Raw genomic sequence first — 17,053 nt, 5'->3', positions numbered from 1 at the left:
GACGCAGGAGGCGCGGGCCGGGTCGACGACCCCGCCCGCGCCTCCTGCGTCCTGCCCCTGGGCGTCAGCCCGTGTTCTGCAGCCCGGCGGCGATCCCGTTGACGCTCAGCAGCAGGAGGCGGTGGTCGGCGTCCGCCGGGTCGCCTCCGCCCGCGACGCGGATCGCCCGCAGGGCGCGCAGCTGCAGCAGGGAGAGCGCGTCCACGTAGGGCGACCGCAGCCGCACCGCGCGGCTGAGCACCGGGCGGCCGTCGAGCACCTCGCCGTGGCCGCTGACCGCGAGCACCCACTTGCGCGTGCGGGCCATCTCGTCGAGGACGCGTCCGGCGAGGTCGTCGCGGTCGGCCAGCGCCAGGTACTCGCGGGCGATGTGCTCGTCGGTCTTGGCGAGCGACATCTCGACGTTCTTGATCATCGCCGAGAAGAGCGGCCAGGTCGCGTAGGCCTCACGGAGCAGGTCGAGGTCGCCCACGGCCTCGAGGGCCGACCCCAGGCCGTACCAGCCGGCGAGGTTGATGCGGGCCTGCGTCCAGGCGAAGACCCAGGGGATCGCCCGGAGGTCCTCGAGGGACTCGACCGAGAGGCCCCGACGGGCGGGACGGGAACCCAGCGCGAGCAGGCCGACCTCCTCCATCGGCGTGACGGCCGCGAACCACGAGGCGAAGCCGTCGGCCTTGACGAGGCCGAAGAACGCCTCGCGTGAGGCGACGTCCATCGTCGAGGCGACCTCGGCGAACCGGGTGGCGGCCGTCGCGTTGGCCTGTTCGTTCGACGGGCTCGAGGCCAGCAACGTGGCCGCGGCCATCTGCTCGACGTGCCGGGCGGCGATGGTCTTGTTGCCGTACTGGGCGAAGATGACCTCGCCCTGCTCGGTGATCTTGAAGCGACCGTCGACCGATGCCGGCGGCTGAGCCAGCACGGCCTCGTTCGCCGGTCCGCCGCCGCGGCCGAGGGCGCCGCCGCGACCGTGGAACAGCGTCAGCTCGATGTCGTTCTCGGCGGCCCAGTCGGCGATGCGGGCCTGGGCGGAGTAGAGCGCGAAGGTCGCCGAGACGGGCCCGACGTCCTTCGACGAGTCCGAGTAGCCCAGCATGACCTCGAGGCGGCGACCGGTCGCCGCGAGGCGCTTCTGCACCGCCTCGGTCTGCAGGGCCTCGTCGAGGATGCGCGTGCTGGCCTCGAGGTCGGCGAACGTCTCGAACAGCGGGATCACGTCGAGCACGGGCGCGGGCTCGTCGCCCATCGCGCGCTCGGCGAGCTCGTAGACGGTGGCCAGGTCGGCCGACGACTGCGTGAACGACACGATGTAGCGCGACGCGGCGCGCACGCCGTAGCGCTTCTGCAGGTCGGCGATCGTGCGGAACACCGCGAGCACCTCGTCGGTCGTCTCGCTGCGTGCAGGAGGCGCGGCGTCGGACCCGGCGTCGCCGCCGGCGTCCTGCGCCCCGCCGGCCACGGGATCGGCCGCCCGCAGCTCGGCGAGGGCCGTGCGGTGCACCTGCGAGTGCTGGCGCACCTCGAGCTCGGCGAGGTGGAACCCGAAGGTCTCGACCTGCCAGACGAGGCCCTGCAGGTCGCCGTTGGCGCTGCGGTGGGCGCCGGCCGCGCGCAGCGACTGCTGCACGACCCGCAGGTCGGCGAGCAGCTCGTCGGGGTGGCCGTAGGCGAGCGGGGCCCCTTCGCGGCGGGTGGCGTCGATGCGGGCCGCGACGAACATGAGCACCCGGCGGTGCAGCTCGTGGGGCGAGCGCACGCCGATGCGGGACGCGACGTCCGCGTCCATCCGGCGCTGCGCCTCCGCGAGGGACACCAGCTCGGCGGAGGCCGGGGTCTCGGCCTCGTCGAGGGTCAGGGTGCCGCCGATGCGGCTGGTCGCGCGATGCAGGCCCAGCAGCACGTGCTCGGCGGCGATGTCGGCGGCGGCCCGGGTGACCTCGGCGGTCACGTGCGGGTTGCCGTCGCGGTCTCCGCCGATCCAGGTGCCGAGGCGCATGAAGGCCGGGGCGACGGCGGGTTCGCGGCCGGCGGCGTCCCCGAGCAGGCGGTCGTCGAGCAGGCGGTAGACCTGCGGCACGATCTCGAAGAGCGTCTGGTCGAAGATGCTCATGGCCGTGCGGACCTCGTCGAGCGGGGTCGGCCGCGTGGTGCGGATCGGCGAGGTGCGCCAGAGCGTGTCGACCTCCTCGAGGAGGCGGCGCTCGGCCTCGGCCACGGCCACGTCGTTCTCGAGCCGGTCGCGGTCGGTCATCAGGTCGCTGATCCGACGGATGCTCGACGCGACCGCACGCCGACGCGCCTCGGTGGGGTGCGCGGTGAGCACGGGGTGGAAGCGCAGCGCGTCGAGTCGCTTGGAGGCCTCCTCGGCCCCGACCTCCTCGGTGAGCTGGCGCAGCGTGGCCGAGACCGAGTCGCCCGCGGCGCTCGCCTCGCTGCCGCGGCGGCGCAGCACGCGGACGCGGTGGTGCTCTTCCGCGAGGTTGCTGAGGTGGAAGTAGCAGGTGAAGGCGCGGGCGACCTGCTCGGCCAGCCCCTGGTCGAGGGCGTCGACGAGGCGCTGGGCGTCGTCGAGGCTCGCGCCGTCGGCTCCCTCGTAGGCGGCGATGACGGCGGCCCGGACGTCCTCGACGGCCTGGAAGAGTTCGTCGCCGCCGGATTCGCGCAGCACCCGGCCGAGCAGGCTGCCGAGGTAGCTGACGTCCTGACGGAGGCTGCCGTCGACGGCGCCGCTGATGTCGTCACGGCTGCCGTCGTGTCGTCGTGTGGTCTCGATGTCGGTCACCGCACCATCTTGGACGACCCGGGCGCTCCATGACGCCACGATGTGGTCACGCCGCCATGTTTAATCGTGGCGCGGTGCCCACATCGTGGCGTCGTGGCCCGCGACGCAGCACGATCCGGCTCACGTCGCGGCCCAGAGCGCCCGGTAGTACGCCGTGCGGACGGGGTCGTCGGCGACGCCGTACGCGTCGAGGAAGGTCTGCTCGAAGCCGGGGCCGTGGTTCCAGCCGAGGCTCATCGTCGCGACGGCGAGGTCGGCCCAGCGGTCGGCGACGCCGAGGGCGTCGAAGTCGACGTGCCCCGACCAGAGGCCGTCGTCGCCGATCAGCGTGTTGGGCACGCACGGGTCGCCGTGGCAGACGACGAGGAGGTCGACGGGCGGCGGGTCGCCGAGGTCAGGAGGCACGGCGCGCGCCTTCTCGCTGGTCGCGATCCGGTCGTCCACCGACCAGCTGAACGGGCACTCGTCGACCGGCAACGCGTCGTGCAGTCGCCTCAGCCCCCGTCCCGCCTCGCGCACGGCGGTCGCCGGGTCCGCGGCCCGGAGCAGGTCGACGGCGCTGTGCCCGGGCACGCCCGCCGTGACGAGGTACTCGCCCTCGTCGTCACCGCCGATCTCGAGCACGCGGGGGGCGGGGGTGAAGTCGACGACCCACCGCAGCCGCATCTCCTCGGCGTGCAGGTCGAGGCCGCTGCCGTGCGGGGCCCACTTCACGAAGCGCCGGGTCGGGCCGTCGCCCAGGCGGTAGGTGGTGCCGCCGGCCTCGTTGCGCCACACCGCGGTGATGGCGTCGCCGCGCGCGGCCGTGACCACCGCCTCCGGCACCTCGGCGTCGGGGTCGGGCCGGTTCTGCGTCCACATGACCCGAGTCTCGCACCCGCCACGGCACCCGCACCCGCCCCGGGCACGACGGAGCGGGCCGCCCCCGGAGGGACGGCCCGCTCTGTCGTGGTGCGGGGGAGCTGCTTACGCGCGGCTGCCCTTGCGGCCGGTGATGAAGCCCCAGATGACGAGGACGACGAGCGCACCGAGGATCGCGATGATCCAGCTCTGGATGCTGAAGAAGCCGTCGTAGCCGACGTTGAAGACGGCTCCGCCGATCCAGCCACCGATGAGGGCGCCGATGACACCGAGGATCAGGGTGGCGATCCAGCCGCCACCCTGACGGCCGGGGAGGATGAGCTTGGCGATGGCGCCGGCGATGAGGCCGAGGAGGATGAAGGCGAGGAAGCCCATGATGTGGTCCTTTTCGTTGGTGCGCGGAGTGCGCGGGTGCTGCTGAGACGGTCGGGGTCGGGTGCGTGTCAGCGGGGTCTGGGTGACGACCGCATGCGAAGAGGCCCGTGAGAAGGTCGTCCTCTCGGGCCCCAGCGGTCGAGAGGACTAGTGCGCGGCCTTGCGGGCCTTCTTCACCGCGGCCTTGCGGGCCTTGGTGACGTCCTTCTTGGCCTGGGCACGCGCCTTCTTCACCTTGGGGTCGTTCCAGAACGAGCCGAAGAAGTTGCTGATCTCCTTGTAGCGGCCCTTCCCGGCCTTGGCGCCGTAGGTGTACGCGAGGAACGCGATGAGGGCGATGACGAGGTACTTGAAGCGCATGTGGTGGTCCTCCCGGTGGGACGTTCTTGTCGTTCGGGGGTGACGCTATTCCTCCTGGGAGTTCTCTGTTACAAATCGGATTGGTGGGAAGTTCCCGGTGTTCGCTTTTGTCCCCTCCCTCGCCGGGCTCCACCCCGACACACCCCCGCCGCACGACCGAAACACCCCGGCAACACCTCCTGGCTAGCGTCGAGCCATGGGTGAGCTCTTCGAGGGATACGCGACCACCACGGGTGCCGCGGCCCGGGCGACCGGCGCCCGCCCGCCGGCCGCCGCGTGGGACGAGATGTTCGAGCGCGACGGCACGCCCCGTCGGGCGTACCACGAGATCCACGCGACCCTCGAGGGCATGACGCAGGACGACCTGCGCGGCCGCACCGCGGCGCTGGCCGACTCGTACCTGGCGCAGGGCGTCACCTTCGACTTCGCCGGCGAGGAGCGGCCGTTCCCGCTCGACGCCGTGCCCCGGGTCGTCGAGCACGCCGAGTGGACCACCGTCGAGCGCGGCATCAAGCAGCGGGTCAAGGCCCTCGAGGCGTTCCTCGCCGACGTCTACGGCCCGCAGACCGCCATCGCCGACGGGGTCATCCCCGCGAGCCTCATCACGAGCTCGAGCCACTTCCACCGGCAGGCGAGCGGCATCGACCCGGCCAACGGCGTGCGCATCCAGGTCAGCGGCATCGACCTGGTCCGGGACGAGGCCGGAGCCTGGCGCGTGCTCGAGGACAACGTGCGCGTGCCGAGCGGCGTCAGCTACGTCATCTCGAACCGTCGCGTCATGGCGCAGACGCTGCCCGAGCTGTTCGTCTCGATGCGCGTGCGGCCGGTGGGCGACTATCCCAACCGGCTGCTCGCCGCCCTGAAGAAGAGCGCCCCCTCGGGAGTCGACGAACCGACCGTCGTCGTGCTGACCCCCGGGGTGTTCAACTCGGCCTACTACGAGCACACGCTGCTGGCCCGCCTGATGGGCGTCGAACTGGTCGAGGGCCGCGACCTCTACTGCTCCGGCGGCCGGGTCTTCATGCGGACCACCGGCGGGCCCGAACGCGTGGACGTGATCTACCGCCGCGTCGACGACGAGTTCCTCGACCCGCTGCAGTTCCGGGCCGACTCCGTGCTCGGCTCGCCGGGCCTCCTGATGGCCGCCCGTCTCGGCACGGTGACGATCGCGAACGCGGTGGGCAACGGCGTCGCCGACGACAAGCTCGTCTACACCTACCTGCCCGAACTGATCCGCTACTACCTGGGCGAGGACGCCCTGCTGCCGAACGTGCACACCTGGCGGCTCGAGGACCCCGGAGCCCTCGACGAGGTGCTCGACCGGCTCGACGAGCTCGTCGTGAAGCCCGTGGACGGCTCGGGCGGCAAGGGCCTCGTCGTCGGCCCGGCGGCCAGCCGCCGCGAGCTCGACGACCTGCGCACCCAGCTGCGACGCGACCCCCGCGGCTGGATCGCGCAACCCGTGGTGCAGCTCAGCACGATCCCGACCCTGGTCGACGACGGACTCCGCCCCCGGCACGCCGACCTGCGGCCCTTCGCCGTGCACGACGGCGACGACGTCTGGGTGCTGCCCGGCGGCCTGACCCGGGTCGCGCTGCCCGAGGGCCAGCTCGTCGTCAACAGCAGCCAGGGCGGCGGCTCGAAGGACACCTGGATCGTCGGCGGCGACGTCAACGCCTGGGCCGGTCACGACGTCAGCGCCCTGATCGCCGAGCAGACGACCCCGACGCAGTCGCTCCCGGTGATCACCCCCGAGCAGGTCGCCGCGGCCGCGGCCTCGGCGGCCGACCACAGTCCCGACCACGCGCCCCAGGACGACCCCCGCAACGACCAGCAGGCGCAACAGCAACAGACGAAGGAGGGGCGGGTCGGGTCACGAAGCCGACCCGCGCCTCCTGCGTCCCGCGTTCCCGACCACGGAACGACCCCGACCGAAGGGCCATCATGCTGAGCCGCATCGCCGAGAGCCTGTTCTGGATCGGCCGCTACATCGAGCGGTCGGACGGCACGGCCCGCATTCTCGACGTGCACCTGCAGCTGCTGCTCGAGGACCCCTGGATCGAGGAGGACGTCGCCTGTCGCAGCCTGCTCGCCGTGATGGGCAGCGACGCCCCCGAGGGCGATCTCGCCCGCAGCGACGTCCTGTCGATGCTCGCGGTCGACCGGCACAACCCGGCGTCGATCGCCTACTCGCTCGGCGCCGCGCGCGAGAACGCCCGCCGGGCCCGCGAGATCGTGTCGACCGAGCTGTGGGAGTGCCTCAACACGACGCGCGCCCGCATGCCGCGCAAGGTCGCCGACGACAAGGTGCACGAGTTCTTCGCCTGGGTGCGCGAACGCAGCGCGCTCGCCGTCGGGATCATCGAGAGCGCGACGAGCCGCGACGAGGTGTGGCAGTTCTTCACCCTCGGCCGGTCGATCGAGCGGGCCGACATGACCGCGCGCCTGCTCGCGACCCGCACGCTCACCGAGGCGTCGGGCCCGTCGTGGACGACGATCCTGCGGTCGTGCGGCGCGTACGAGGCCTACCTGCGCACCTACCGGGGCGTGCCGAGCGCCCGCAACGCGGCCGAGTTCCTCCTGCTCGACCGGCTGTTCCCGCGCAGCGTGCTCTTCGCGATCAGCCGGGCCGAGGCCTGTCTGCGCGAGGTCGAGCCGACGACCCACCGGGTCGCGGCCTCCGACAGCGGGGTGCGCATCCTCGGGCAGATGCGCAGCGAGCTCGAGTTCCGGCCGATCGGCGACATCCTCGACGACCTGCCCGGGCAGATGGACACCGTGCAGGCCGCGACGAGCGCCGCGTCCGAGGCGATCAGGCAGCGGTACTTCCCGACGAGCGCCGCGCCCACCTGGGTGGGGGAGCGCTCGTGAGCCGCCTGCGCATCCGGCACGTCACGGGCTTCTCGTACCAGGGCGAGGCCGTCGCGAGCTACAACGAGGCACGCATGCTGCCGGCGCACACCGAGGGCCAGTTCGTGCTCTCGTCGCACCTGCGCATCGAGCCGGTCGCCGCCTCGCACGAGTACGTCGACTACTGGGGCACGCGGGTGTCGTCGTTCGAGGTGCTGCTGCCGCACCGGCAGCTCTCCCTGACCGCGACGTCGCTCGTCGAGGTGCGGCCGCAGGCGCATCCGTCCGAGACGATCTCGTGGGACGACCTGGCGGCGGTCGCGGGGGCCAGCACGTCGTTCGTCGAACACCTCGAGCAGACGCCCCTCACCGCGCCTCCGGCCGACCTGGCCGCCGTCGGAACCGAGGCTCGGGCGACCCACGCCGATCCGTGCGCCGCGGCGATGGCCATCTGCCAGACGGTCGGAGGCGCGGTCCGGTACCTGCCCGGCGTCACGAACGTGAAGACCACGGCCGCCGAGTCGTGGGCCGCCCGGGCCGGCGTCTGCCAGGACATCGCCCACGTCACGGTCGGTGCGCTGCGGGCGGCGGGCATCCCGGCGCGCTACGTCAGCGGCTACCTGCACCCGAAGCCCTCGGCCGAGCTGCGCGAGACCGTCACGGGCGAGTCCCACGCCTGGGTGGAGTTCTTCTGCGGCACCTGGCACGGCTACGACCCCACCAACCTGATCGACATCGGCGAACGGCACGTGGTCGTCGGGCAGGGTCGCGACTACCGCGACGTGCCGCCGCTGCGCGGGGTCTACGCGGGGTCGTCGAACAGCGAGCTCTTCGTCACGGTCGAGATCACCCGCGAGGCCTAGGCCCGCGCGGCGCGGGTCAGCAGGCCGTGTAGGCGTGCGCCGGGTCGGTGGCCGGCATTCGGGCATGGGCCACCAATGCGTGTCATGACAAGCAGGCTTGACATCTGATGATCGACTGCGGTCGAATGGTCGGGCCGCAGGGATCCGGCACTCGACGGTCAAGGAGACAGTCATGAGAACTCACATGCCCTATTCGATTCCCGCCGCAGCGGTCCTCGCCATGGTCCTGGGGTTCGGGGTGAGCGCGTCAGCAACAGGGGTCTGGTCCCAGGTCGGGAGGATCACGGCTTTCGGCATGCTCTTCATCGCCATCGTCTCCGTGGGCCTTGTCGTACGACGAGCCAGGAATCGATCTCGGATGGATGCTCCGTCCGGGCTGGAGGCTTCCTTGGTGCAGAGAGCCGGGGCCTGCGCCTTCGCCGACCTCCTGATCGTCCTTCCTGCGACGGGTCTCTTGCTGCTGCTGTCAGGGAGTTGGATTCCGGCGTCGCTGGCCGTGCTCTTGGTCACCGTCGTCGCAATCACGGACTTCTGGGCGCGCTACCTGCTGTCTACCCGGCTCGCCGCGTGAAGAACGACGTAGCACGTCTCCGAGTGGGAACGGGTCTGACGCAGGCAGCCCTGGCTTCGCTGGTTGGGGTGTCGCGTCAGACCATCCATTCCATCGAGAAGGAACGACACACGCCTGGACTCGTTCTGGCGTTCGCCATCGCTGATGCGCTCCACGTCGACGTGGAGGCCGCCTTCGATGTTCGCGAGGCAGGGTGAGGGTTCGCCTCCGCTCGGAGCCGAACCCTCACCTTGGATCAGACGCAGGATGCGGCGCGACTGTTCACGTACACCTTGAGTTGTTTGTTGTTCTTGCATTTGCCCATGGCGCTCGCTGCGACAGTGGCGGCCGTGATGATGGCGCCGACGACGACGCAAGCGACCTGCCCGACAGCGGGGATCGCGCAGATGGCGGCACCGAGTGCAAAGCCCGCTCCTGCGATGAGGGCGTCTTGATCGACTTGATTAAACTTCACGTAGAGACCTCGCGAATCGCTGCCCCCACTCAGACGTGACTCTCGGGGGGCGGAGGTCGCCTCGAATGTCATCCCTTCGCCCAGGTCGACGACGGAGGTCGTCGAACCGTCCGCATTCGGCGTCGAAGAGGTGACCAGGCCAGCCACGTCAAGCTCCATGAGCGCCTCGTTCCAGTCCGAGTTGGTGATCGCCGGCCGCGAGATGGCTGCTTCCACCTCAGTCTGTGTGTCGGCGGATGCGCCCAAAGGGCTCACGAGAAGCATGACTGCAGCCAATGCAGTGGCCGAGGTGATGGCAGGGATTCGTTTCATCTCAACTCCTTTTTTGACAGTGGGGTCTGTGCCCGCTATCAAACTAGGAGAGGCCGATATTTAAAGCAATAGGTATCTCACGCGACGTAATGCCGCTGGCCTGATCGAAGGATCGAAGTTTCGGTGAGTGAGGACCATCTTTGTCCCGAGGCCAAGCAGGCCCGGGTCAGCAGGCCGTGTAGGCGTGGGCCGGGTCGTCGGCCGGCACCAGGTCGTGGTCGCGCACGATGGTCGAGGGGGCCGGGTCGAGCCCGGTGACGCGGGCGCACACGTCGGCGACCGAGCCGCGCAGGTCGTCGGTGTACTCGACGTCGAACACGAGCCCGCCGTAGACGTCCGTGAAGGCGCCGCACTCGTCGTAGCGGTCGCACTCCTCGGTGACGGCGAAGTCGTAGCCGACCTCGTCGCGGCCCCGGGCGCCGAGGTCGGCGGTGTTCTTCTGCGCCGTGGCCAGCCCGGCCGCGTGGGCCCGTGCGACGAGCAGCGTCGCGAAGGCGACCGCGTCGTCCTCACCGAAGGCGTCGTCCGACCGCGTCCACGAGTCGAGGTTGTCGAACTCGACCGCCTGGTAGCCCGAGGCGGCGCAGCCGTCGATCGTCGACGCCTGGCGCTCCGCCACGGCCTGCCGGTTCGCCTCCGAGGACAGGTCGAACAGGTGCTCGTCCGGCCAGCCGGGGTCGACCAGCGGTTCGCCGTCGGGCGTCCGCACGAGCACTTCGTCCGGCCACTCGACGCCCGGTTGGGTCTGGAACCCGTTGACGTAGCAGATGCCGTAGACGTCGGGGGCGGGGTCGTCGGTGCTGTCGCGGGCGACGACCGTGGCTCCGTCGGGGACCGGCGACGCGCCTCCCAGTTGGTAGTCGAAGCGGGCACCCTCGGGCGGCAGCACGACGCCGTCGGCCGACGCGGCCCCCGAGGCCACCACCGCGGACGTGGAGGCGCGCTCGGGTCGTCCACCGGCCCCGGCGTCGACGCCCGTGCAGCCCGTCACGACCAGCGCGATGCCGACGAGTCCGACGAGTCCGAGGCGTGTGCGCATGCGGCGAGCCTAGGTGAGTCGAGCGACCGGGCCGACCGTCAGGCGGTGTGCGACAGCGGCGCGGACTCGCGCTCGCCGACCGCGGCCTCGGCGGGGGTGGCCCCCGCGGTGACCACCGTGGCGGTGGGCGACGTGGCTGGCGCGGCGGGGGTGCGGCGCGAGGTCAGGAAGTCGAGGCGCGCCGCTTCGCGGGCCAGTTCGCGGTCGTGCTCCGCCTGTCGGGCGGCGGCGCGGGCGTCCGCCAGGCTGCGCGCGTTCTCACGGGCCCTGGCTGCGGCGGCGGAGGAGGCGCGTCGTGCGGTCGCCCCCGTGGCCCGGGCGGCGACGACGGCACCGGCCGCGGTGGCCCGGCTGCCGTGACGCACGCCGTCCCAGGTCGAGCGGGCGGCCGGTCGGGTGCGCGTCGCGACGGTGGTGCCGGTCGTGCGGAACCAGGCGACGACGACCGGGGTGGTGCGTCGGACCCATGCGACCACGGCCCGGGAGGCGCGACGGACGGCCCGTGCCGTGGCCCGACCGGCCCGGGCCAGGGCGTCACCCGTGGCGCGCACGGCGGCCGCGACCCGGGTGGCGGCGGACGACAGCACGGGACGCAGGCGTTCGGCGAGGGTCGGCCCGGCGGGAGCCTGCTCGGGCACGGCGGAGCGGGTGGACGCGGTCTCGACGGGCGTGCCCGTGGCGGAGGCGATCGCCGGCGTCGGCGTGGCGGCGAGGACGGGGGCGGACGCGACCACGGGGGCGGCCGTCGGCCGTCCTGCGGACAGGACCCGCGCCTCCTGGGTGGTCGGTCGGACGGGGGCCGGCGTCGTCTCGCGGACGGCCTCGTGCTCGAGAGGGTGCTCCGGCTCGTCGCGCGGCAGGGCACCGAGCACCCGGTCGGTCAGCCCGACGAGGGCGAGGGCCACGCCGCCGACGACGAGGGCGGCACCGAGCAGCCAGATCGCGATGGTGACGAAGTCGAGGTCGCCGATGGGCAGGAAACCGCCGGCGAAGAGCCCGACCGTGGCCAGGCGGAAGGTGGCGGCGAGGACGAGCGCCGCGCCCGAGACCAGCATCGCGAGGGCGACCCAGCCCGTGACTGCTGCCTTGCCCATGCGACACCTCCTGAGGATGGAGCGCGCGTCGCGGGTCGGGCCCGCGCGGACGTCCCCTGCGAATGTAACCCGGAGGAGGGCTCGACCGTAACCCGCAGCGGTGGACGCGCCGTTCCCGGGCGATGCTCGGCTCCTGCGGGGGCTTCTCGGATGCGGGCCCGGGATGATCGCTCGCATGGCCAACTTCGACCGTCTCCTGGGTGCCGCCGCGCGTGCGCTCGGCAACTCCTCTTCTTCTTCGTCCGGCCGCGGTGGCGCGTCCGGCGGTTCCACCGACTGGCGTGACGTGGTGCGCAAGGTCTCCGACAAGGTGACCGGCGACGACCGCCAGGGCGGGCAGCCGCAGCAGGGCGGCCGCCAGCCCCAGCGCGACGGGTACGGGGCGCCGCAGCGGGGTGTCGGGCGCCCGGCCACCGGGGGCCACGCCCCCCAGGGGTCCGCCGCGGACCGCGCGGCCCTCGCCAAGTACGACTACCTGCTGCAGACCGCCCCGCCGCAGCAGCTCGAGCAGGTCCACCGCGACGCCTTCGAGCGCCTCACCCCCGAGCAGCGTCAGCAGGTGCTCACCCGCCTGAGCGCCGAGGTGCCCGCGGGCGAGCGTCCCGCGTCGAGCGCCCCGGCCGACCTCGCCCGGGCGGCGACCCGGGGCGAGACCGCACACCCCGGCCTGATGAAGCGCGTGCTCGGCAGCACGGGGGGCAAGGTCGCGGCAGGTGCCGCGGTCGGCGCCGGAGTGGCGGGGGTCGCGGGCCTCGCGGTCGCCGTGGCCGGGGCGGCCGCCGTCAACAGCGTCGCCCTGCCCCTGCTGTCCGACGCCGTGACGTCGGGCATCGACTTCGACCAGCTGACCAACGGCTTCGGCTTCGAGGGGCTGGACGGCCTGACCGCGGGCGGCGAGGAGTACCTCGGCGGACTCGGCGAGCAGGTCGGCGGACTCGGCGAGCAGGTGGGTGGACTGGGCGACCAGCTCGGCAACCTCGGCGAGGGCTTCCAGATCCCCGGCCTCGGCAACCTCTTCGACCGCTGACCGCGCGGCTCGCGCCGGCGCGGCTCGCGCCCGTGCGGCTCGCGCCCGCGCGGCCCGTGTCCCGAGACCCCAGGATCTCGCCGAGACCCTCCCGCGCGCGCGGGGGTCCGAGCGACTTCCTGGGGCCTCGCGCGGGTAGCCTCTGCTCATGACCGCGATCTCGGCCGGCATCGCCGTCGTCTTCCTGCTGCTCTTCGCCGCGTCGCGTCGGCGGGACGCCCGGCGGTTCCGCAACGGGGTGTTCCTCTTGATGGCCGGGGGCTTCGGGGTCGTCGCCGCCGCGAACGTCCTCGTCGCGGCGTTCCCGCCGCTCGTCTTCGTGTTCCTCGTCGCCGTAGCGCTCGTGCCCCTGCTCGTCCTCGCGCTCGCCGTCTTCGCGATCGCGAACGGCGTCACCATGCTCCGGTCCGAAGGGCGCAGCCTCGGCAACCTGCTGTCGTTGCTGGTCGGCATCGCGCTGATCGGCGTGCCGTTGCTCGTCGTCGTGATCGTCGAGGCCGGTCGCCGGTCGGACGTCGCGGCCCTCCAGGACGCAGCCGTGGGGCTCGGCATCGTCGTGGTCTTCGTCACCGGCTACGCCGCGCTCACGTTCGCCGCGTTCACCCTGTGGTCGCTCGTCTACGCCCGACCCCGGGTGCGCGAGCAGCCCGACGCCCTGATCGTGCTCGGCTCCGGACTGATCCGCGGCGAGGTGCCGCCGCTGCTGCGCAGCCGACTCGACCGGGCGCTGGCGATCTACCGCGCGACCCCCGAGGGCGTGAGGCGGCCGGTGCTCGTGCCGTCGGGCGGTCAGGGGGCCGACGAACCGCGTCCCGAGGGCGAGGCCATGGCCGAGTACCTGATCGCCCAGGGGGCCGACCCGGCCGACGTGCTGCCCGAGACCGAGTCGCGCTCGACCCGCGAGAACCTCGTGCTGTCGGGGAAGGTGCTCGCCGACGCCGGTCGGACCGGGTCGACCCTGGTCGTGACGAACAACTACCACGTGCTGCGCGCCGCGCTGCTGGCGCGGGACGCCGGCAGCAGCGCCGACGTGGTCGGGGCGCCCACCGCCGCGTACTACGTGCCGAGCGCCTTCCTGCGCGAGTGGGTCGCCGTGATGGTCGAGCACAAGCTGCTCAACGTGCTGCTGATCGCGCCGTTCGTCGTGCTGCTCGCGTCCCTGCTGGTCTACGCGCGCCTCTGACCCGCCGGCGCCGCGCCTCCTGGTCAGGACGGTCGCGTCGCCGTGCCCTCGTCGACGGCGAGCTCGGCCGCGGTCTCGTCGCGCGCGCGGACGGCGGCCGCGTCGCCGTCGTGCTGCAGGCGGTAGTGGAACCGGCCCGCCCCGAGCACGGGCAGCGCTCCGGTCACGGGCTCGGGCTCGCCCCCACGGACGCGGCGCACCCGCAGGTGTTGCCCGCGGACGAGCCAGACGATCGCGACGCCGGCCGCCACGAAGCCCGACGCCGCCGCGACGCCGATGGCCCAGCGCGGTCCGGCGACGTACGCGACCCAACCGACCATCGGTGCGCCGAGGGGCGTGCCGCCGGTGAAGACGGCCATGTAGAGCGCCATGACGCGCCCGCGCATGCGGGGTGCCGTGGTCAGCTGCACGGTGGCGTTCGCCGTCGTCATCAGGGTGATCGAGGCGAGTCCGACGGTGACGAGCACGGCGGCGAAGCTCCAGTAGGTCGGCATGACGGCGGCGACCAGGCAGGTCACGCCGAAGGCCAGGGCCGCCGTGACGAGCACGCGCCAGCGGGGCTTCTCACGTCGGGCCGAGAGCAGGGCGCCGACCAGCGACCCCACCGCGATCGCCGACGACAGCAGGCCGAACCCGCTCGCGTCGACACCGAACTCGACGCTGGCCATGGTCGAGGTGAAGATGGCGAAGTTCAGGCCGAAGGTGCCGATGACGAAGACCATGACGAAGACGACGACGAGGTCGGGCCTCTCGCGCACGTACCGGAACCCCTCGCGGATCTGGCCCTTGGCCCGCGACACGGCCGGCTTCAGCTCGAGCTGGGCCACCCGGATGAACCGCAACGACAGCAGCACGGCCGCGAACGAGCCGGCGTTGATCAGGAACACCCACCCCGTGCCGATCGTCGCGATCAGCACGCCGGCGACCGCGGGGCCGACCAGGCGTGCGCCGTTGAACGACGCCGAGTTCAGGCTGACGGCGTTCGTCAGGTGGCCGGGGGGCACGAGTTCGGACACGAAGCTCTGCCGCACCGGGGCGTCGATCGCGGCTGCGACGCCGAGCAGGAGGGCGAAGAGGTAGACCATCCAGAGCTGCACGCTGTCGGTGAGGACGAGCACGCCCAGGCCGAGCCCGAGCAGGCCCATGCTCAGCTGCGTGACCATCAGCAGTCGCCGCCGGTCGAACCGGTCGGCGATCAGCCCCGTGATCGGCACCATCAGGATCGGCGGGGCGAACTGCAGCGCCATGGTGATGCCGAGGGCCGTGGCGTCGTTGTCGGTCAGGTCGGTGAGCACGAGCCAGTCCTGTGCCGTGCGCTGCATCCAGGTGCCGATGTTGGACACGAGCGCCCCCGCGAACCAGAGGCGGTAGTTGAACAGCGACAGGCTGCGGAACATGGCGCTCACGAGCGGGTCAGCTTCCGCAGGATCTCGGTGGCGTCGGCCAGGGTGCGGCGCTCGTCCGCGGTGAGGGCCGAGAGGCGGGGCACGAGCCACTCGTCCCGACGTCGACGCGTCTCGAAGACGAAGGCGGCGCCGGCCTCGGTCGTCTCGAGCAGCACGCGGCGCTTGTCGTCGTCGTCGACCGTGCGACGCAGCAGCCCGGCGTCGACGAGCTTGCCGACGGTCCGGTTCATCGACGGGGGAGTGACGCCCTCGTGGGCGGTCAGCGCCCCGATCGTCAGCGGTTGGTTCTGCACGACGTAGCCGAGGGCGGCCATCTGGGCGTCGGTGACGTCGGCGTCGGCCTTCTGCTGGCGCAGGCGGCGGGCGAGCCGCAGCACGGCGCCGCGCACGTCGGTCGCGAGGTGGGCATGCGGCACGGCCCGGGTGGCGGAGGGGGCGGGAGGCGCGGAGTCGGTCATCGCCGGGCCACGATACTCGTTTAGTTCGGCTAAGTAAACGTCTGGTCGCGGTCCGGGTGCGACGCGACCCCCCTGGGCGCCCCGCGCCTAGGCTCGTGCCGATGAGAGACGACGACGTCCCGGCCGAGCCGAGCCGCCCCTCCTGGTTGTCCGCGAGGGGAGCCGTGCTGACGGTGGCGATCGTCGTGGGCATCTCGCCCTTCGCGACCGACATGTACATCCCCGCGCTGCCGGCCATCGCGCGCGACCTCGGGGCGTCGACGGCCGAGGTGCAGCTCAGCCTGACGGCGTTCCTCGTCGCGTTCGCGGTCGGGCAGATCGTGATCGGGCCGATCAGCGACGGTCGGGGCAGGAGGCGCATCCTGCTGGGCGGGACCGTCCTGTTCGCCCTCGCCTCCCTCGCCTGCGCCGTGGCTCCCGACGCGGCCACCCTCGTCGTCGCGCGCGTCGCGCAGGGCCTCGGCGGCGCGGCGGGCTCGGTGGCCGCCCGGGCCATGGTGGGTGACGCGACGACGGGCCTCGTGCGCAGCAGGCTCTTCGCGACGCTCGCCGCGATCAACGCCGTCGGCCCGGTCGTCGCCCCGCTCGTGGGTGGTGTCGTGCTCTCCGTGTCGAGCTGGAGGGCGACGTTCGTCGTGCTCGCGGTGCTCGGGGCCGCCCTGACCTGGGCGGCCGCGCGCCGTCTGCCCGAGACGCTCGTCGACCCCGAGCCGGGTGCGGGCTCGCTGGTCGCCTCGCTGCGACGGATGGGCACGCTGCTCGCGATGCCGCGCTTCCGGTGGTACCTCGTGACAGGGTGCGCCGCGACGATCGGGTTCTTCTCGTACATCGCGACGTCGTCGTTCGTCTTCCAGGAGCAGTACGGCTTCGGCGAGGGCCTCTACACGCTCGTCTTCGCCTCGAACGCGTCGTGCATGATCGCCTCGACCCTGGTGTTCCGCCGCCTCGTCGGGCGCTTCGCCGAGGACCACCTCTTCACCGTGGGGCTCGTCACCTGCACCGTGGGGTCGGCCCTCGTGCTCGTCGGTGCGCTGACCGGCGTCGGCCCGGCACTGATCTGGCCCGCGCTCGCCCTCGTGACGGCGGGCTGGGGCTGGGTCATCCCCGGGTCGATCACCCTGACGCAGGCGCTCGGGCACCGCGCGCCCGGTACGGCCGCCGCGCTCGCGGGCGGCCTGCAGTTCGGGCTCGGCGGGGCCGCGACCCCGCTCGCCGGGGCGCTCGGCGGCACCGCCGTCGTGATGGGCGCCCTGATGCTCGGGTTCATCGCCGCCGGTCTCGCCGTGCAGGTGTGGGCGTCGTCGCGAGGCGGCACCCCGGCGACCTGACCCCGGGGTCCCGACCCGCGCCTCCTGCCGTCGATCCGGGGCTGGTGCGCCGGCCCGGGTGGTGCCACCCTGGGCTCGACGCCGTCCGGCGCC

17 protein-coding genes are annotated in these 17,053 nt (G+C 72.6%); 8 read left to right on the top strand and 9 right to left on the bottom strand.

The features are described from left to right. Window positions 1-64: 64 nt before the first annotated feature. From HQQ78_RS07515 to HQQ78_RS07500, 4 genes are all read right to left on the bottom strand, one after another. Window positions 65-2,779, bottom strand: a complete 2,715-nt coding sequence (locus HQQ78_RS07515; protein ID WP_173151929.1) for a phosphoenolpyruvate carboxylase — start codon at window positions 2,777-2,779, stop codon at window positions 65-67. A gap of 120 nt (window positions 2,780-2,899) precedes the next feature. Further along, window positions 2,900-3,640 carry an aminoglycoside 3'-phosphotransferase gene (locus HQQ78_RS07510; protein ID WP_159825858.1) on the bottom strand — a complete coding sequence of 247 codons (741 nt, stop codon included), beginning with the start codon at window positions 3,638-3,640 and terminating at the stop codon, window positions 2,900-2,902. A gap of 105 nt (window positions 3,641-3,745) precedes the next feature. After that, a complete protein-coding gene (locus HQQ78_RS07505) occupies window positions 3,746-4,015 on the bottom strand; it encodes a GlsB/YeaQ/YmgE family stress response membrane protein (RefSeq protein WP_043595797.1) in 270 nt (89 codons plus the stop codon). Window positions 4,016-4,162: 147 nt separating this feature from the next. Further along, window positions 4,163-4,375, bottom strand: coding sequence for a hypothetical protein (locus tag HQQ78_RS07500; RefSeq protein WP_056049364.1), 213 nt, complete (start codon window positions 4,373-4,375; stop codon window positions 4,163-4,165). A gap of 196 nt (window positions 4,376-4,571) precedes the next feature. Between HQQ78_RS07500 and HQQ78_RS07495 the strand changes: the two genes are divergently transcribed. From HQQ78_RS07495 to HQQ78_RS07475, 5 genes are all read left to right on the top strand, one after another. Further along, entirely contained in the window at window positions 4,572-6,326 is a 1,755-nt protein-coding gene (locus HQQ78_RS07495) for a circularly permuted type 2 ATP-grasp protein (protein ID WP_173151927.1), read from the top strand. Beyond that, a complete protein-coding gene (locus HQQ78_RS07490; RefSeq protein ID WP_056049358.1) occupies window positions 6,320-7,246 on the top strand; it encodes an alpha-E domain-containing protein in 927 nt (308 codons plus the stop codon). The genes HQQ78_RS07495 and HQQ78_RS07490 overlap by 7 nt, the downstream gene beginning before the upstream one ends. Continuing rightward, a complete protein-coding gene (locus HQQ78_RS07485) occupies window positions 7,243-8,088 on the top strand; it encodes a transglutaminase family protein (protein ID WP_123572111.1) in 846 nt (281 codons plus the stop codon). Before HQQ78_RS07490 ends, HQQ78_RS07485 begins: the two co-directional genes overlap by 4 nt. A 391-nt stretch (window positions 8,089-8,479) precedes the next feature. Further along, the gene (locus HQQ78_RS07480; RefSeq protein WP_173150693.1) at window positions 8,480-8,659 is read left to right on the top strand and encodes a hypothetical protein; all 180 of its coding nucleotides are present in this window, start codon (window positions 8,480-8,482) and stop codon (window positions 8,657-8,659) included. Next, window positions 8,656-8,856: a helix-turn-helix transcriptional regulator gene (locus HQQ78_RS07475; RefSeq protein WP_371740395.1), complete on the top strand. Its 201-nt coding sequence runs from the start codon at window positions 8,656-8,658 to the stop codon at window positions 8,854-8,856. The genes HQQ78_RS07480 and HQQ78_RS07475 overlap by 4 nt, the downstream gene beginning before the upstream one ends. 38 nt (window positions 8,857-8,894) lie before the next feature. Here the strand turns inward: HQQ78_RS07475 and HQQ78_RS07470 are convergent, their stop codons facing one another. The 3 genes from HQQ78_RS07470 to HQQ78_RS07460 form a co-directional block, all read right to left on the bottom strand. Continuing rightward, window positions 8,895-9,425, bottom strand: a complete 531-nt coding sequence (locus HQQ78_RS07470; protein ID WP_173151925.1) for a hypothetical protein — start codon at window positions 9,423-9,425, stop codon at window positions 8,895-8,897. A 166-nt stretch (window positions 9,426-9,591) separates the two neighbouring features. Beyond that, a complete protein-coding gene (locus HQQ78_RS07465; RefSeq protein WP_173151923.1) occupies window positions 9,592-10,464 on the bottom strand; it encodes an endo alpha-1,4 polygalactosaminidase in 873 nt (290 codons plus the stop codon). A 38-nt stretch (window positions 10,465-10,502) separates the two neighbouring features. Beyond that, window positions 10,503-11,558 carry a hypothetical protein gene (locus HQQ78_RS07460; RefSeq protein ID WP_056049351.1) on the bottom strand — a complete coding sequence of 352 codons (1,056 nt, stop codon included), beginning with the start codon at window positions 11,556-11,558 and terminating at the stop codon, window positions 10,503-10,505. Window positions 11,559-11,733: 175 nt separating this feature from the next. Here HQQ78_RS07460 and HQQ78_RS07455 point away from each other — a divergent pair, with 175 nt between their 5' ends. Together HQQ78_RS07455 and HQQ78_RS07450 are read left to right on the top strand one after the other, a co-directional pair. Then, the gene (locus tag HQQ78_RS07455) at window positions 11,734-12,585 is read left to right on the top strand and encodes a cation-transporting ATPase (RefSeq protein WP_173151921.1); all 852 of its coding nucleotides are present in this window, start codon (window positions 11,734-11,736) and stop codon (window positions 12,583-12,585) included. A gap of 148 nt (window positions 12,586-12,733) precedes the next feature. Next, window positions 12,734-13,768, top strand: coding sequence for a YdcF family protein (locus HQQ78_RS07450; protein ID WP_056047348.1), 1,035 nt, complete (start codon window positions 12,734-12,736; stop codon window positions 13,766-13,768). Window positions 13,769-13,791: 23 nt separating this feature from the next. Here the strand turns inward: HQQ78_RS07450 and HQQ78_RS07445 are convergent, their stop codons facing one another. Together HQQ78_RS07445 and HQQ78_RS07440 are read right to left on the bottom strand one after the other, a co-directional pair. Further along, window positions 13,792-15,174, bottom strand: coding sequence for an MFS transporter (locus HQQ78_RS07445; protein WP_173151919.1), 1,383 nt, complete (start codon window positions 15,172-15,174; stop codon window positions 13,792-13,794). Further along, complete coding sequence (locus HQQ78_RS07440) at window positions 15,171-15,632, bottom strand: MarR family winged helix-turn-helix transcriptional regulator (RefSeq protein ID WP_055978010.1); 462 nt, start codon at window positions 15,630-15,632, stop codon at window positions 15,171-15,173. Before HQQ78_RS07440 ends, HQQ78_RS07445 begins: the two co-directional genes overlap by 4 nt. A gap of 101 nt (window positions 15,633-15,733) precedes the next feature. On the opposite strand from HQQ78_RS07440, the gene HQQ78_RS07435 reads away from it, so the two are divergent. Then, a complete protein-coding gene (locus HQQ78_RS07435) occupies window positions 15,734-16,960 on the top strand; it encodes a multidrug effflux MFS transporter (RefSeq protein ID WP_173151917.1) in 1,227 nt (408 codons plus the stop codon). The last annotated feature ends 93 nt before the right edge of the window (window positions 16,961-17,053 follow it).

It is taken from the genome of Frigoribacterium sp. VKM Ac-2859 (genome assembly GCF_013204925.1).
In the GTDB taxonomy this organism is placed as follows: Bacteria; Actinomycetota; Actinomycetes; order Actinomycetales; family Microbacteriaceae; genus Frigoribacterium.
Note: the sequence above shows the minus strand (reverse complement) of the source record. Positions and strands in the feature narration are given on the sequence as shown.

What these genes read in the sequence shown, in the direction of transcription:
- HQQ78_RS07450 (WP_056047348.1), top strand. Translation starts at nt 12,734, where the DNA reads ATGACCGCGATCTCGGCCGGCATCGCCGTCGTCTTCCTGCTGCTCTTC.
- HQQ78_RS07455 (WP_173151921.1), top strand. Translation starts at nt 11,734, where the DNA reads ATGGCCAACTTCGACCGTCTCCTGGGTGCCGCCGCGCGTGCGCTCGGC.
- HQQ78_RS07435 (WP_173151917.1), top strand. Translation starts at nt 15,734, where the DNA reads ATGAGAGACGACGACGTCCCGGCCGAGCCGAGCCGCCCCTCCTGGTTG.
- HQQ78_RS07510 (WP_159825858.1), bottom strand. Translation starts at nt 3,640, where the DNA reads ATGTGGACGCAGAACCGGCCCGACCCCGACGCCGAGGTGCCGGAGGCG.
- HQQ78_RS07500 (WP_056049364.1), bottom strand. Translation starts at nt 4,375, where the DNA reads ATGCGCTTCAAGTACCTCGTCATCGCCCTCATCGCGTTCCTCGCGTAC.
- HQQ78_RS07465 (WP_173151923.1), bottom strand. Translation starts at nt 10,464, where the DNA reads ATGCGCACACGCCTCGGACTCGTCGGACTCGTCGGCATCGCGCTGGTC.
- HQQ78_RS07460 (WP_056049351.1), bottom strand. Translation starts at nt 11,558, where the DNA reads ATGGGCAAGGCAGCAGTCACGGGCTGGGTCGCCCTCGCGATGCTGGTC.
- HQQ78_RS07470 (WP_173151925.1), bottom strand. Translation starts at nt 9,425, where the DNA reads ATGAAACGAATCCCTGCCATCACCTCGGCCACTGCATTGGCTGCAGTC.
- HQQ78_RS07440 (WP_055978010.1), bottom strand. Translation starts at nt 15,632, where the DNA reads ATGACCGACTCCGCGCCTCCCGCCCCCTCCGCCACCCGGGCCGTGCCG.
- HQQ78_RS07505 (WP_043595797.1), bottom strand. Translation starts at nt 4,015, where the DNA reads ATGGGCTTCCTCGCCTTCATCCTCCTCGGCCTCATCGCCGGCGCCATC.
- HQQ78_RS07495 (WP_173151927.1), top strand. Translation starts at nt 4,572, where the DNA reads ATGGGTGAGCTCTTCGAGGGATACGCGACCACCACGGGTGCCGCGGCC.
- HQQ78_RS07490 (WP_056049358.1), top strand. Translation starts at nt 6,320, where the DNA reads ATGCTGAGCCGCATCGCCGAGAGCCTGTTCTGGATCGGCCGCTACATC.